This is a genomic window from Streptomyces sp. NPDC012825, assembly GCF_042900925.1.
GTDB lineage: Bacteria > Actinomycetota > Actinomycetes > Streptomycetales > Streptomycetaceae > Streptomyces.
Window position 1 is genome coordinate 728,416 of sequence record NZ_JBIBBZ010000001.1, and the last position, 15,373, is coordinate 743,788.

The window sequence follows — 15,373 nt, forward strand, 5'->3', positions numbered from 1 at the left end:
GGAAGGGTGCGGGGACGGCCCGGCGTCAGAAGCGCCCGCCGCCGCCCAGCCGGCCGCGCGTGCCGCTGCCGCCGAAGCTGCCGGGCCCGCCGCCGAAGCCTCCGCCCCCGAACCCCCCGCCTCCGCCCCCGAACCCTCCGCGCCCGCCGCCCCCGCCGAAGAGGCCGCCGAGGATGATGCCGCCGAGCACCGCGCCGCCGAGCCCGCCGCCGGAGCCTCCTCCCGCCCCCGGCATCCCGCCCGTGCCGGCCGGGTTCCCGTAGGCGCGGACGTCCCGCTCGGCGAGGTCCTGCGCCTGCCGGGCGAGCGCGTCCGCCTGCTTGGCCTCCGCGAGGGCGGACCGCGGGTCGTCGCCGTCCGCGAGGAACTGCGCCCTCTCCCAGCGGCGCCCGGCCTCGGCCAGCCGCGTCCGGGCCTCGCTGCCCACCGCGCCCCGGTGGGTGGTGACGTAGTCGGACGCCGCCCCGATCGCCGAACGGGCCGTCAGCATCGCCTGGTCGAGGAGCGCGCGGGCGCGCCGTACGCCCGACTCGCGCTCCCGTGCGCCCTCCAGGGCCTCGTCGAGGACCGCGTCTGCCTCCTCGACCCGGCGCAGGGCGCCGATCGGGTCGTACCGCCCGGCCTCCACGCTCCGCCGCACCTCGGCCACCACCGCCTCGGCGCGGGCGATCCGGCCCTGGAGGTCGGCCGTGGACACCCCGGCGGCGGTTCCCTTCAGGAGGCCCCGGGCGTCCGCGAGGTCCGCGTCCGTCTCCGCGAGCACCCCCGGCAGCCGGCCCACGGCCTCGGCCAGCTCCCGCGCCCGCCGGTCCACCGCCTCGATCAGCCGGGCCGCCTGGTCCACGGCCCCCTCGGCGGCCCGTACGTGCACGGCCGCCCCGCCGTTGTCACCGGCGTCGATCCGCCGCCGCGCCTCCTCGACCCGGTCCTCCGCGAAGGCCAGCCGGTCCTTCGCCTGCGCGACGTCACCGGCGACGGGCGAGGCCGCCGTCTCCGCGTACCGCTCGCGCATGGCGGTCAGCGCCGCCTCGGCCGTGCCCGTCCGGGCCGTCTGCTCCCGGAGCGCGGCCCCGACCGCGGCCAGCGCCCCGGGGGCGTTCCGCTCCAGGGCGCGGAGCCGGTCGAAGGACTCGGTCTCGGCGTCGAGCCGCGCGTCCGCCTCCCCGCAGCGGCGCAGGATCTCCTCCAGCATCGACCGGCGGGTCGCGTCGTCCTCGGGGAAGGCGTCGTCGAGCTTCTGCCGCAGCCGGAACGACGCCGTCAGCTGCTCCTGGGCGAAGGCGACGGCCTCGGTGAAGGGCCGTACCGCCTCCTCGCCGAACTGCGCCGACGCGAAGCCCAGCTCCTCCTGGCTGGTGCGGACGGCGTCGTCGGCGGCGACCAGGGTCCGGCGGGCCTCCCCGTCCAGCTCGTCCAGGCCCGGCGGCGCGGGCTCCTCCGGCGGCCCCCAGCCCTGTCCGTTCGCGGGGGTGGTGCGGGTCCCGGTCCGCCGGCGCCGCTTGGCGTACGCGTAGGCCGCCACCGCCCCGGCGCCGCCGACGAGCACCACGGGCAGGATCAGGTCGGAGCCGGAGGGGCCGTCGCCGGCCGCGCCGCCGGGGTCGGCGGGTCCGGGGGTGATCGGTGGAGCGGTGACGGGCCGGCCCGCGAGGACGGCGCCGTAGCCGTCCGCCGCGCCGACGGCGGCGCCGGCCCAGTCGTTCTGCCGCAGCGCCGGTTCGATCGCGGTCCGCGCGACCTCGTCGAGCCGCGCCTGCGTGAGACCGGAGCCGGGGTCGGCGGAGTAGCCGTACTGCCGGTCGTGGGTGGCGACGGCGAGCAGGAGGTCGTCGGCGCCGAAGCCGTTGCGCTCGGCGGTGGCGTCGGCCCAGCTCTGGCCCGGGCGCCCGGAGAAGTCCCGTACGTAGACGACGAAGAGCTGGACGCGCTCCTGCTCGTAGAGCCGGTCGAGGGCCTGCTCCACGGAGGCGCGGCGGTCGCCCAGCGCGCCCACCCGGTCGGTGATCTGCCCGTCCCGGGACAGGACGACGGGGTCGTCGGCACGGGCGCCGTGTGCGGCGGGGACGACGAGCCACCACGCCGCCACCAGGACCGCGAGAAGGAATCGGGCGGCTGTTCGCGTCACAAACGTGAGGCTATGGCCGGGTATGTCCGCCCGCGACCGGACCGGGACCGTCCGGAGGTCGCCCGCACTCGGCCGCCGGGCCGTTGCCCGGGCCGCCCGTTGGGCCGCCCGAGTGGTGTTTTCCGGCCATGCCGCCGTGTCGGTATGGCCGGATTCCCTTCTTCCCTTTCAGTGGATGAGCAGTAGGTGTGATCATCCCCAAATGGAATGAATCCGGACGAAGGGGTACAAGACATGTCCCAGATCGGCACCCCTCACGGGGGGACATGCCCCACGAGCCCCCGCACCCGGACGCTCCGCACCGTCGCCACCCTCACCAGCGCCGTCCTCGCCGTCTCCGTCCTCGCCGGATGCAGCGCGGACGACGAGGCCGACGGAACCCCGGTCGCGGCCCAGGACAACGCGCCCGCCCCGCGCGACCGGGTCGCCGACGGAGGCACCCTGCGCTGGGCCGTCGACGCGGCCCCCGCCACCCTCAACGCCTTCCAGGCCGACGCGGACGCCGCCACCTCCCGCATCGCCGGAGCCGTCCTCCCCGCCCTCTACACCCTCGACCAGCGGGGCCGGCCGCAGCGGAACCCCGACTACCTGGAGTCCGCGCAGGTCATCGAGACCGAGCCCAAGCAGGTCGTCCTCTACAAGCTCAACCAGCAGGCCGTGTGGAGCGACGGGCGCGAGATCGGGGCCCCCGACTTCGTCGCCCAGTGGCGGGCCCTGAGCGGCCGCGACACCGCGTACTGGACCGCCCGGAACTCCGGCTACGAGCGGATCGAGAAGATCGAGCGGGGCAAGAACGACCTGGAGGTGCGGGTCACCTTCGCCAAGCCCTACGCCGACTGGCAGTCCCTCTTCACCCCTCTCTACCCGAAGCAGGTGATGGGGTCGCCGGACGCCTTCAACGACGGCGCGCGCACCACGCTCAAGGCCACCGCGGGACCGTTCCTGCTGAAGTCGGTCGGCGCCGAGGGCGGGGACGTCACCCTCGTCCGCAACCCCCGCTGGTGGGGGCAGCCCGCCAAGCTCGACACCGTCGTCCTCAAGGCCGTCCCCCGGGCCGACCGGGCGGAGGCCCTCGCCGCGGGCACGCTCGACCTGGCCGAGATCGACCGCTCCACGGCCGAGCGGATCTCCCTGGCGGTCCGCGACGCCCGCGCCGGACGGAACGGCGCCCAGGCCGCCCTCGCCCACGGCCCCGGCTCCTCGATCACCCCCGCCAAGGCCCTGAAGTCCTGGGCCCTCGCCCACGGATCCGACGAGGAGAAGGCCGAGGAGGTACGGGCCGCCCGCGAGGAGAACCAGGAGGCGATCGCCCGGTACGCGAGCGCGCAGGACACCCTGGCGAAGTACGTGGTCCGCAAGTCCCTGGAGCCCGCCTACACCCAGCTCTCGCTGAACGGCGAGTCCGGACCGCTCTCCGACGAGCGGGTGCGGCGCGCGGTGGCCCGCGCCATCGACCGCCGGGAACTGGCCGAATCCGTACTCAAGCCCCTCGGCCTCCCGGCGGAGCCCCCCGGCAGCCACCTGGCGCTCGCCGGCCAGGCGGCGTACAAGGACGGCAGCGACGCCCTCGGCGGCCAGGACACCCAGGAGGCGCGGGCGCTCCTCGCCGACGCCGGCTGGGTCCCCGGCGGGGCCGAACAGCCCGCCGGCACCAAGGCGGGCAGCGAGGCGGAGAAGGAGACGGGAGAGAAGGAGACGGGGGCGAAGGCCGAGGAGGCCGGGAAGCCCGAGAAGCCCGAGAAGCCCGAGAAGGGCACCCCGACCGCCGACGCCGAGAAGCCCGCCGGCGCAGAGAAGGGCGACGACGCCAAGAAGAGCGACGACGCCTCCGGGGACACCCCCTCCGACGAGGGCCTCTACATCGTCGGCGACGACAAGCCGGGCGAGCGCCGGGCCGTCCCCGCCCCCATCGCCCCCGCCCCCGTCGCCGGCGGCCCCGTGAGCGGTGTCCACGTCCTCGCCCCGGCCTCCGCCGCCGCCCGCCAGAGCGCCGCCCTCCGGGCCCGCGCCGAAGCCCTCGACACCCGCGCCGAAGCCCCCGGCGTCCCCGACGCCCGCGCCGAGGCCCTCGCCCGGGCCGAGGCGCTCGACACCGGTACGGGCGCCGCCGCCCGGCAGGCCGCCCGGCCCGACCGGGGGGTGGCCGGGGCCTACGCCCCGCGCGGCACCGCCGCGCCCGCCGCCGTCCCCGACGCGAACCAGACCCTCGGCAAGGACGGCAAGGCGCTCAGCCTCCGCTTCGTCCTGCCGTCCGGACCGGGCTCCGAGCCGCTGCGGACGGTGGGGGACCGGATCGTCCGGATGCTCGACGCGGTCGGGATCCGCACCGAGGTCGCCAAGGTCTCCGACGAGAGCTTCTTCAAGGACCACATCGCCTCGGGCGACTACGACCTGGCCCTCTACTCCTGGCCCGCCTCCGCCTTCCCCGCGACCGACGCCCGGCCGATCTTCGCCAAGCCCGAGCCGGCCTCGGACGGCTCGCTCATGGTCGAGCAGAACTACTCCCGGGTCGGCACCGACCGCATCGACCAGCTCTTCGACCAGGCGGCGGGCACGCTCGACGAGGAGGAGGCCCTGGAGCTGGTGCGCCAGGCCGACGCCCGGATCTGGGCCGCGGCCGGTTCCATCCCCCTCTACCAGCGCCCGCAGCTCGTCGCCGCCAGGGCCGATCTGGTGAACGCGGGGGCCTGGGGCTTCGCCGCCCCCCGCTACCAGGACATCGGCTTCGGGAAGAAGGAGACCCCCAAGGGACCCGAGGGGACCCGCTAGGGCCTGTCCGGCGGATCACGGCCGGAAGCGCGGCACGAAACCGCCGAAACTCCTGAAAGCACTGAAAGCGCAGGTCACAACCTCAGAACCAGCTCAACTTCCTTGCCCGCCGGTCACCCCGGCGGGCAGGATCGCGTCGGCCCCTTGACCCGGCCGCACGACCTTCCCCACACCCTTGAAACCTCCCAGTAGACCCTCTCGGATCCCGGGCGGGGAAGCCTCTTGCGCGGCAGCCCCGTACCATGGGAGACAGCCGTGGCGCGTCCGCCCGGCGGGCGTAAGAGGAACTGACGCCGATTCCCACGATCCGAGAGAAGCGCAAGCCACCCATGCCCACGCGCCACGACATCCGCAACGTCGCCATCGTCGCCCACGTCGACCACGGCAAGACGACCATCGTCGACGCCATGCTCAAGCAGGCCGGTGCCTTCGCCGCCCACCAGCAGCTCGACGACCGCATGATGGACTCGAACGACCTGGAGCGTGAGAAGGGCATCACGATCCTCGCCAAGAACACGGCGGTGAAGTACCACCCCAAGGACGGCGGGGCCCCGATCACGATCAACATCATCGACACCCCCGGCCACGCCGACTTCGGCGGCGAGGTCGAGCGCGGTCTGTCGATGGTGGACGCGGTCGTCCTCCTCGTGGACGCCTCCGAGGGCCCGCTCCCGCAGACCCGCTTCGTGCTGCGCAAGGCGCTCCAGCAGCGCAAGCCCGTCATCCTCTGCATCAACAAGACGGACCGCCCGGACTCCCGGATCGACGAGGTCGTCAACGAGACCTACGACCTGTTCCTGGACCTGGACGCGGACGAGGACCAGATCGAGTTCCCGATCGTCTACGCCTGCGGCCGTGACGGCGTCGCCTCGCTGACCAAGCCGGAGAACGGCACGGTCCCCGCGGACAGCGACAACCTGGAGCCGTTCTTCTCCGCCATCCTGGAGCACGTCCCGGCCCCGGTGTACGACGAGGAGGCCCCGCTCCAGGCCCACGTCACCAACCTGGACGCCGACAACTTCCTCGGCCGCATCGCGCTGCTCCGCGTCGAGCAGGGCGAGCTGCGCAAGGGCCAGACGGTCGCGTGGATCAAGCGGGACGGCACGATCTCCAACGTCCGCATCACCGAGCTGATGATGACCGAGGCGCTCACCCGCAAGCCGGCCGAGGTCGCCGGCCCCGGTGACATCTGCGCCGTCGCCGGCATCCCCGACATCATGATCGGCGAGACCCTGGCCGACCCGGAGAACCCGATCGCGCTGCCGCTGATCACGGTCGACCAGCCGGCCATCTCCATGACCATCGGCACCAACACCTCGCCGCTCGTCGGCCGCGGCGGCACGGGCAAGGGCGCGGACGCCAAGTCCGCGGTCAAGCAGCGCAAGGTCACCGCCCGCCAGGTCAAGGACCGTCTGGACCGCGAGCTCATCGGCAACGTCTCGCTCCGCGTCCTCGACACCGAGCGCCCGGACGCCTGGGAGGTCCAGGGCCGCGGTGAGCTCGCGCTCGCCATCCTGGTCGAGCAGATGCGCCGCGAGGGCTTCGAGCTGACCATCGGCAAGCCGCAGGTCGTCACGAAGCTCGTCGACGGCAAGGTCCACGAGCCCGTCGAGCGCCTCACGGTCGACGTCCCCGAGGAGCACATGGGCGCGGTCACGCAGCTCATGGGCGTCCGCAAGGGCCGCATGGACAACATGTCGAACCACGGCTCCGGCTGGGTCCGCATGGAGTTCGTCGTCCCGTCCCGCGGCCTCATCGGCTTCCGTACGGAGTTCCTCACCAACACCCGCGGCACGGGCATCGCCCACTCGATCCACGAGGGCCACGAGCCGTGGTTCGGCACGCTGACGACCCGTAACAACGGTTCGCTCGTCGCCGACCGCGCCGGCGCCGTCACCGCCTTCGCGATGACCAACCTCCAGGAGCGCGGCGTCCTGTTCACCGACCCCGGCACCGAGGTGTACGAGGGCATGATCGTCGGCGAGAACTCGCGCTCCGACGACATGGACGTGAACATCACCAAGGAGAAGAAGCTCACCAACATGCGCTCCTCCTCGGCCGACTCCTTCGAGGCGATCGTCCCGCCGCGCAAGCTCTCCCTGGAGCAGTCCCTGGAGTTCTGCCGCGACGACGAGTGCGTCGAGGTGACCCCGGAGGCCGTGCGCATCCGCAAGGTGATCCTGGACCAGAACGCGCGTGGCCGCGCGTCCTCCCGCGCCAAGAACGGCTGATCCGCCAAGAACGGCTGATCCGGGACCGGTTGGACCGGTCCCGTCCGTACGACCCGAGCCCCGTCGTGACACCGGCGGGGCTCAGTCGTGCCCTCCGCCGGACGGGCCGCCCGGGAGCGTCGTGGAAGGTGTCCTCCGGGCCCCGCCGTCAAGTCGTATTCAGCGACCCCGCGTCCGGATAGCGGTCATCGCTCTCCGGAACGTGTATTAACAGTCCGTTTCGGGGGTGTCTGTCTGGACTCATTTTGTCCGGATTTCGGTACCTCGGGGTGGGGTGATGTTGTCAAAACGAGACCACTTAAGTGTGGTTTACGGCCCGGACGTACTTAATAGTTGGCTCCATTGAGCTCGGGTCAATGGGTCACGCACTGTGGGGAGTGCCGACTCACGAGCACACTCGGGGCACTTGAGTGCATAGCCGTCAGGGGTGTCGGCGAAACTCGGAGTGCCCCTCTTGTAGTGACAAAGTGGACTCATGAGGAGGAACCCATGCGCGGTGCCAAGAGCGCCAAGTGGGTAACGGGCGCGATCATCGTCGCCCTGGCTGCGACCGCCTGTGGCGGGGGTAACGGCGGCGGTAGCGACGCCAAGGGCGAGGTTGACCCGAACGGGATCTTCTCGGTCGAGGTCGGCGAGCCGGAGAAGCTCCTGCACCCGGCCGACACGATGGAGTCCAACGGCTCGATCGTTCTCTCCGGTCTGTTCTCGCAGCTCGTGGACTACACCGCCGACGGCAAGCTCACCATGGTGAACGCCGAGTCGGTCGAGTCCAAGGACAGCAAGCTCTGGACCGTCAAGCTCAAGAAGGGCTGGACCTTCCACGACGGCACCCCGGTGACCGCCAAGTCCTACGTGGACGCGTGGAACTGGGCCGCCAACGTCAACAACCAGCAGGGCAACGCCTCCTGGTTCTCCGACATCAAGGGCTCCGAGGCCCTGCTGCCGGAGAAGGAGGGCGCCAAGCCCACCGCCGACAAGCTCACCGGTCTGAAGGTCGTCGACGAGAACACCTTCACCATCGAGCTCAAGGGCCCGGTCCCGTACTTCGCCTACAAGCTCGGCTACGAGGTCTTCTCGCCGCTGCCGGCGTCCTTCTACAAGGACCCCAAGGCCGCGGGTCTGAAGCCGGTCGGCAACGGTCCCTACAAGTTCGAGAGCTGGGACCGCAAGAAGCAGATCAAGATCGTCCGGTACGACGGCTACAAGGGCGACAACAAGGCGAAGAACGGCGGTGTGGTCTTCAAGAACTACACCGGCCTGGAGCCCGCCTACGAGGACCTGAAGTCCGGCAACCTCGACGTCCTCCGTCAGGTCGGCCCGAAGGACCTCCCGGTCTACCACGACGACCTCGGCGACCGTGCCGTGGACGCCGACCAGTCGGCGATCCAGTCCATCGCGGTCGCGTTCTACGCCGACCAGTGGAAGAAGCCGAAGAAGGTCGACCCGAAGGTCGTCCAGGGCCTGTCGATGGCGATCGACCGCGCCACCATCACGAAGACCGTGCTCCAGGGCACCCGTGAGCCGGCGACCGGCTGGGTCGCCAAGGGCGTCCTCGGCTTCCAGGCGAACGCGGCGGGCGACGTCACCAAGTTCGACCCGGCCAAGGCCAAGGAGCTCATCAAGGCCGGCGGCGGCGTCCCCGGCAACAAGATCTCCATCCAGTTCAACGCCGACGGCGGCCACAAGGAGTGGGTGGACGCGGTCTGCAACAGCATCACCCAGTCGACCGGCGTGCAGTGCGTCGGCGACAGCAAGGCGGACTTCCAGGCGGACCTCGCGGCCCGCAAGTCGAAGCAGGTCAAGTCCCTGTACCGCGCGGCCTGGACGCTCGACTACCCGGTGAACGCCAACTTCCTCCGTGACCTGTTCCAGACGGGCGCGTCCGGCAACCAGGGCGACTTCAGCAACCCGGCGCTCGACGCGAAGATCAAGGCGGCCGACTCCGCGGCCTCCCTCGACGAGTCCGTGAAGGCCTACCAGGAGGTGGAGAAGGAGCTCGTCAACCTGATGCCCTCCATCCCGCTCTGGTACTACAAGGTCAACGCGGGCTACTCGGAGAACGTGAACGGCGTCCGCTACGCGCAGGACGGCGACCCGATCCTCGAAGAGATCACCGTCAACAAGAAGTAATCGCCCAAGCGTAGTCCGCCAGCCGCGAGGCGAGGGGCCGGAGCCGGGCACACACCGCCCGCCCGGCCCCCCGCACCGGCGATACGCAGTGGCTGGGGGGCCCTTCCACGGCACCCGCGCACCCACCGGGAGCGCGGCCGCCGGGGGAGGGCTCCGTAGTGCTGCGGCTGTCACATCTCAACGGAGGCATGATGGGGCGCTATGTCGTACGACGACTGCTCCAGATGATCCCGGTATTCATCGGGACGACCCTGCTGATCTTCCTCATGGTCTACAGCCTGCCCGGCGACCCCGTGGCGGGTCTGTTCGGGGACAAGGCCGCCAACCCGGCGACCGTGGCCAAGATCAGACACGAACTGGGGCTGGATCAGCCGATCCTGCAGCAGTACGCCAATTACATGTGGAACATCGTCGCCCACTTCGACTTCGGCAACCAGATCCGCAACGGTCGCCCGGTCACCGAGGTGCTGGGCGACGCGTTCCCGGTCACGCTGCAGCTCGCGGCCCTGGCCTTCGCCTTCGAGCTGATCTTCGGCCTCACCCTCGGTGTCGTCGCGGGTCTGCGCGCCGGCCGCCTGGCGGACAACGTCATCCTGATCTTCACCCTGTTGATCATCTCGGTGCCGGTCTTCGTCCTGGCCTTCATCATCAAGATGGTCTTCGCCTTCCAGCTCGGCTGGATCGCGCCGAACGTGAGCAACGACCAGCTGCTCTCCGAGATGATCGCCCCCGCGATCGTCCTCGGCAGCCTGTCGCTCGCCTACGTGGCCCGTCTGACCCGTACCTCCATGGCGGAGAACCTGCGCGCGGACTACATGCGCACGGCCGTGGCCAAGGGGCTGCCGAAGCGCCGGATCATCGGCGTGCACCTGATGCGCAACTCGATGATCCCGGTCGTCACCTTCCTCGGCACCGACATCGGTGCCCTGATGGGCGGCGCGGTCGTCACCGAGGGCATCTTCAACGTCAAGGGTGTCGGTGGCGTCATCTACGAGTCGATCATCCGCCGCGAAGGCACCACTCTCGTCGGCCTCGTGACGGTCCTGGTCCTCGTCTACCTGGCCACCAGCCTGCTCATCGACCTGCTGTACGCGGTTCTGGACCCGAGGATCCGTTATGCCTGACGTGACCAAGACCGTCGACACCGCCGTCGAGGACGCCGTCGCACCGCCCTCCGCCGCGGAGCCGGCCAAGGGTGCCGGTCCCGCCAAGGAGAAGGCCCGCAGCCTCTGGGGCGACGCCTGGGCCGACCTGCGCCGCAACCCGTACTTCCTGGTCTCCTCGGTGCTGATCCTCATCCTGCTGATCATCACCGCCTTCCCCGGCTGGTTCACGGGGGCCTCGCCCACCAGGGGCGACCTCGTCAACCACTACCTGGGCAAGCCCGAGCTCGGGAAGATCGGCTCCGAGGGCTGGCTGGGCTACGACGGCCAGGGCCGCTCGGTGTACTCCCGGCTGATCCACGGCACCCGTGCCTCGGTCATCGTGGGCGTCTGCGTCACCGCGATCGTCACCCTCATCGGTGGCATCATGGGCATGATCGCCGGCTACTTCGGCGGTGTCGTCGACGCGCTGCTCTCCCGGCTCACCGACATCTTCTTCGGCATCCCGTTCCTGCTCGGCGCCATGGTCGTCCTGCAGTCCTTCACCGAGCGCACCGTGTGGGTCGTGGTCTTCGCCCTCGCGTTCCTCGGCTGGACCCAGATCACCCGCGTCATGCGCGGTGCCGTGATCACGGTCAAGCAGGCGGACTACGTCCACGCGGCGAAGGCGCTCGGCGCGGGCACCGGCAGGATCCTCTTCCGGCACATCCTGCCCAACGCCATGGCCCCGGTGATCGTCGTCGCCACCATCGCGCTCGGCGGCTACATCTCCGCCGAGGCGACCCTCTCGTACCTGGGCCTGGGCCTGTCCGCGCCCACCATCTCGTGGGGTGTCGACATCTCCGCCGGTGTCCAGCAGATCCGTACGGCGCAGCACATCCTGCTGTACCCGTCGATCATGCTGAGCCTCACCGTTCTGGCGTTCATCATGCTCGGCGAAGCCGTCCGCAACGCCCTCGACCCCAAGCTGCGCTGAGGAGGGCGTAAAAGATGAGCATCATCGACAAGACCGCGGCCGTCCCCGCGCCGCGCGACGGGGCCGGCACCGGCCCGCTGCTCGAAGTCCGCGACCTGCACGTGGAGTTCCACACCCGTGACGGTGTGGCCAAGGCGGTCAACGGCGTCAACTACTCGGTGAACGCCGGCGAGACCCTCGCCGTCCTCGGCGAGTCCGGCTCCGGCAAGTCCGTCACCGCGCAGGCCATCATGGGCATCCTCGACATGCCCCCCGGCAAGATCCCCAAGGGCGAGATCCTCTTCCGCGGCCAGGACATGCTGAAGATGGCCGAGGAGGAGCGCCGGAAGATCCGCGGCCGCAAGATCGCGATGATCTTCCAGGACGCGCTGTCCTCCCTGAACCCGGTCCTCAACGTCGGCTACCAGCTCGGCGAGATGTTCCGGGTCCACCAGGGCCTGTCCAAGAAGGACGCGAAGCTCAAGGCCATCGAGCTGATGGACAAGGTCAAGATCCCGGCCGCCAAGGCCCGGGTCTCCGACTACCCCCACCAGTTCTCCGGCGGCATGCGCCAGCGCATCATGATCGCCATGGCGCTCGCCCTGGAGCCGGACCTGATCATCGCCGACGAGCCCACCACGGCTCTCGACGTGACCGTCCAGGCCCAGGTCATGGACCTCCTCGCGGAGCTCCAGCAGGAATACAACATGGGCCTGATCCTGATCACCCACGACCTCGGCGTCGTCGCCGACGTCGCGGACAAGATCGCCGTGATGTACGCCGGCCGGATCGTCGAGCAGGCGCCCGTGCACGAGCTGTACAAGCGCCCGGCCCACCCGTACACCCGCGGTCTCCTCGACTCGATCCCGCGCCTGGACCAGAAGGGCCAGGAGCTCTACGCGATCAAGGGCCTGCCGCCCAACCTGCTCCGCGTGCCCACCGGCTGCGCCTTCAACCCGCGCTGCCCCAGGGCCGAGGACATCTGCCGCACGGAGATCCCGGCCCTGGTGCCGGTCACCGAGCAGGACGGCACGGACCTTCCGGGCCGCAAGAGCGCCTGCCACTTCTGGAAGGAGACGATCCATGGCTGACCTCAGCAAGAACGAAGAGGCCGTGGCCGCCGCCAACGAAGAGGCCCTGGTCGCCGCCATCGACGCCCCCGTGGGCCGCGGCGAGCCGATCCTCCAGGTGCGCGGTCTGAAGAAGCACTTCCCGCTGACGCAGGGCATCCTCTTCAAGAAGCAGGTCGGCGCGGTCAAGGCCGTGGACGGGGTCTCCTTCGACCTCTACCAGGGCGAGACCCTCGGCATCGTGGGCGAGTCCGGCTGCGGCAAGTCCACGGTCGCCAAGCTCCTGATGAACCTGGAGCGGGCCACCGCGGGAGAGGTCTTCTACAAGGGCCAGGACATCACCAAGCTGTCCGGGCGCGCCCTGAAGGCGGTCCGGCGCAACATCCAGATGGTGTTCCAGGACCCGTACACCTCGCTCAACCCGCGCATGACGGTCGGCGACATCATCGGCGAGCCCTTCGACATCCACCCCGAGGTGGCCCCGAAGGGCGACCGGCGCCGCAAGGTGCAGGAGCTCCTGGACGTCGTCGGTCTGAACCCGGAGTACATCAACCGCTACCCGCACCAGTTCTCCGGCGGACAGCGCCAGCGCATCGGCATCGCCCGCGGCCTGGCGCTCAACCCCGAGATCATCATCTGCGACGAGCCGGTCTCGGCCCTGGACGTCTCCGTCCAGGCCCAGGTCATCAACCTGATGGAGAAGCTCCAGGACGAGTTCAACCTCTCCTACCTCTTCATCGCGCACGACCTGTCGATCGTCCGGCACATCTCGGACCGCGTCGGCGTCATGTACCTCGGCAAGATGGCCGAGATCGGTACGGACGCGGAGATCTACGAGCACCCGACGCACCCGTACACCCAGGCGCTGCTCTCCGCGGTGCCGGTGCCGGACCCGGAGGCCCGCGCGCACCGCGAGCGGATCATCCTCACCGGTGACGTGCCCTCGCCGGCGAACCCGCCGTCGGGCTGCAGCTTCCGCACCCGCTGCTGGAAGGCGCAGGAGCGCTGCGCCCAGGAGGTGCCGCTCCTCGCGGTGCCGACCGCGTTCCAGGGCCAGGACACCCCGGCCGCCCACTTCTCGGCGTGCCACTTCGCCGAGGAGAAGCAGGTCGTCCCGGCGCACTGACACCCCACGCGGTTCCGCACGGCCGGCTCCCGGCGCCCCACGGCGCCGGGAGCCGGCCGTTCTCGTGCGCCCCCGCCGTCGCACTGATGGGCGCCGACAACATGCAGGCCTCCTGATGCAGGGTGATATTGGGTCTCTCAGTGCGAATCGGGACATACGGGAGGCACTCCATGCGCGGAGCCACGCACGCCAAGTGGGCCGCTCTGGCCACCGCCGTCGCCCTCGCGGCGACCGCCTGCGGAGGCGGCGGCGACAACGGCGGCGGGGCCGACGGCGTCGTGTCCTCCTCGTGGGGCGACCCGCAGAACCCGCTGGAGCCCGCCAACACCAACGAGGTCCAGGGCGGCAAGGTCCTGGACATGATCTTCCGGGGCCTCAAGCGCTACGACCCCAAGACCGGCGAGGCCAAGGACATGCTCGCCGAGAAGATCGAGACCACCGACTCGACCAACTTCACCGTCACCGTCAAGGACGGCTGGACCTTCTCCAACGGCGAGAAGGTCACCGCCAAGTCCTTCGTCGACGCCTGGAACTACGGCGCCCACCTGAAGAACAACCAGAAGAACGCCTACTTCTTCGGCCAGATCGAGGGCTACGACCAGGTCCACCCCGAGAAGGGCGAGCCCACCGCCGAGACCATGTCCGGCCTCAAGGTCACCGGCGACCGCACCTTCACGGTCAAGCTCACCCAGAAGTTCTCCACCTGGCCCGTCACCCTCGGCTACGCGGCTTTCGCCCCGCTGCCCCAGACCTTCTTCAGCGACCACGCCGGCTGGCTCTCGAAGCCCGTCGGCAACGGCCCGTACAACATCGACTCCTACTCCAAGGGGTCCCAGATGGTCCTGAAGAAGTGGGACGCCTACCCCGGACCCGACAAGGCGCAGAACGGCGGCGTGACCCTCAAGGTCTACACCGACAACAACACCGCCTACACCGACCTGATCGCCGGCAACCTCGACCTCGTCGACGACGTCCCCGCCGCCCAGCTCAAGAACGTCGAGGCCGACCTCGGCGACCGGTACATCAACGTGCCCGCCGGCATCATCCAGACCCTCTCCTTCCCGTTCTACGACGCGAACTGGAACAAGCCGAACCAGGCGAAGCTCCGCCAGGGCCTGTCACGGGCGATCGACCGCGACCAGATCACCGAGACGATCTTCCAGAAGACCCGCACCCCCGCCGTCGACTGGACCTCGCCCGTCCTCGGCGAGGACGGCGGCTACAAGGACGTCTGCGGCGACCTCTGCACGTACGACGCCGCCGAGGCGAAGAAGCTGGTCGCCGAGGGCGGCGGCATCCCCGGCGGCACCATGAAGATCTCGTACAACGCCGACACCGGCAGCCACAAGGAGTGGGTGGACGCGGTCTGCAACTCCATCAACCGCGCCCTCGGCAACGACCGCGCCTGCGTCGGCAACCCCGTCGGCACCTTCGCCGACTACCGCAACCAGGTCACCACGCAGAAGCTCACCGGCCCGTTCCGCGCCGGCTGGCAGATGGACTACCCGCTCATCCAGAACTTCCTCCAGCCGCTGTACTACACCAACGCCTCGTCCAACGACGGCAAGTGGACGAACCCCGAGTTCGACAAGCTGGTGAACCAGGCCAACGCCGAGGCCGACACCGCCAAGGCCGTCGGACTCTTCCAGCAGGCCGAGGAAGTCCTCCGCGACGACATGGGCGCCATCCCGCTCTGGTACCAGAACGGCAGCGCCGGCTACTCGGAGCGCGTGAGCAACGTGACCCTGAACCCCTTCAGCGTCCCGGTCTACGACCAGATCAAGGTCGACTGACGCGCGGAGGGTGTCCGACGGCGCACGGCCCGGCCCGCGGACCCCCGCGCCGGGCCGTACGCCTTCCTCCC

General features: G+C 70.4%; 9 protein-coding genes. 8 read left to right on the forward strand and 1 reads right to left on the reverse strand.

Annotated features, from left to right (window positions below; translation table 11 throughout):
- Positions 1–25 precede the first annotated feature (25 nt).
- Positions 26–2,125: a TPM domain-containing protein gene (locus ACFY7E_RS03605; RefSeq protein ID WP_389480321.1), complete on the reverse strand. Its 2,100-nt coding sequence runs from the start codon at positions 2,123–2,125 to the stop codon at positions 26–28.
- 234 nt (positions 2,126–2,359) lie between these two features.
- Between ACFY7E_RS03605 and ACFY7E_RS03610 the strand changes: the two genes are divergently transcribed.
- The 8 genes from ACFY7E_RS03610 to ACFY7E_RS03645 all read left to right on the forward strand — a co-directional run bounded on the left by ACFY7E_RS03610 (position 2,360) and on the right by ACFY7E_RS03645 (position 15,302).
- A complete protein-coding gene (locus ACFY7E_RS03610) occupies positions 2,360–4,894 on the forward strand; it encodes an ABC transporter family substrate-binding protein (protein ID WP_389480323.1) in 2,535 nt (844 codons plus the stop codon).
- A 329-nt stretch (positions 4,895–5,223) separates the two neighbouring features.
- On the forward strand, positions 5,224–7,125 hold the full coding sequence (typA, locus tag ACFY7E_RS03615) for a translational GTPase TypA (RefSeq protein ID WP_355967926.1): 1,902 nt from the start codon (positions 5,224–5,226) through the stop codon (positions 7,123–7,125).
- 489 nt (positions 7,126–7,614) lie between these two features.
- Positions 7,615–9,255 carry an ABC transporter substrate-binding protein gene (locus tag ACFY7E_RS03620; RefSeq protein WP_389480325.1) on the forward strand — a complete coding sequence of 547 codons (1,641 nt, stop codon included), beginning with the start codon at positions 7,615–7,617 and terminating at the stop codon, positions 9,253–9,255.
- Between the two features lie 191 nt (positions 9,256–9,446).
- On the forward strand, positions 9,447–10,379 hold the full coding sequence (locus ACFY7E_RS03625; RefSeq protein WP_389481028.1) for an ABC transporter permease: 933 nt from the start codon (positions 9,447–9,449) through the stop codon (positions 10,377–10,379).
- The gene (locus tag ACFY7E_RS03630; RefSeq protein WP_389480327.1) at positions 10,372–11,334 is read left to right on the forward strand and encodes an ABC transporter permease; all 963 of its coding nucleotides are present in this window, start codon (positions 10,372–10,374) and stop codon (positions 11,332–11,334) included. Before ACFY7E_RS03625 ends, ACFY7E_RS03630 begins: the two co-directional genes overlap by 8 nt.
- A 14-nt stretch (positions 11,335–11,348) precedes the next feature.
- Positions 11,349–12,404: an ABC transporter ATP-binding protein gene (locus tag ACFY7E_RS03635; protein WP_389480329.1), complete on the forward strand. Its 1,056-nt coding sequence runs from the start codon at positions 11,349–11,351 to the stop codon at positions 12,402–12,404.
- Positions 12,397–13,509, forward strand: a complete 1,113-nt coding sequence (locus tag ACFY7E_RS03640; protein WP_389480331.1) for an ABC transporter ATP-binding protein — start codon at positions 12,397–12,399, stop codon at positions 13,507–13,509. Before ACFY7E_RS03635 ends, ACFY7E_RS03640 begins: the two co-directional genes overlap by 8 nt.
- 170 nt (positions 13,510–13,679) lie before the next feature.
- Positions 13,680–15,302, forward strand: coding sequence for an ABC transporter substrate-binding protein (locus ACFY7E_RS03645; protein ID WP_389480333.1), 1,623 nt, complete (start codon positions 13,680–13,682; stop codon positions 15,300–15,302).
- Positions 15,303–15,373: the final 71 nt, after the last annotated feature.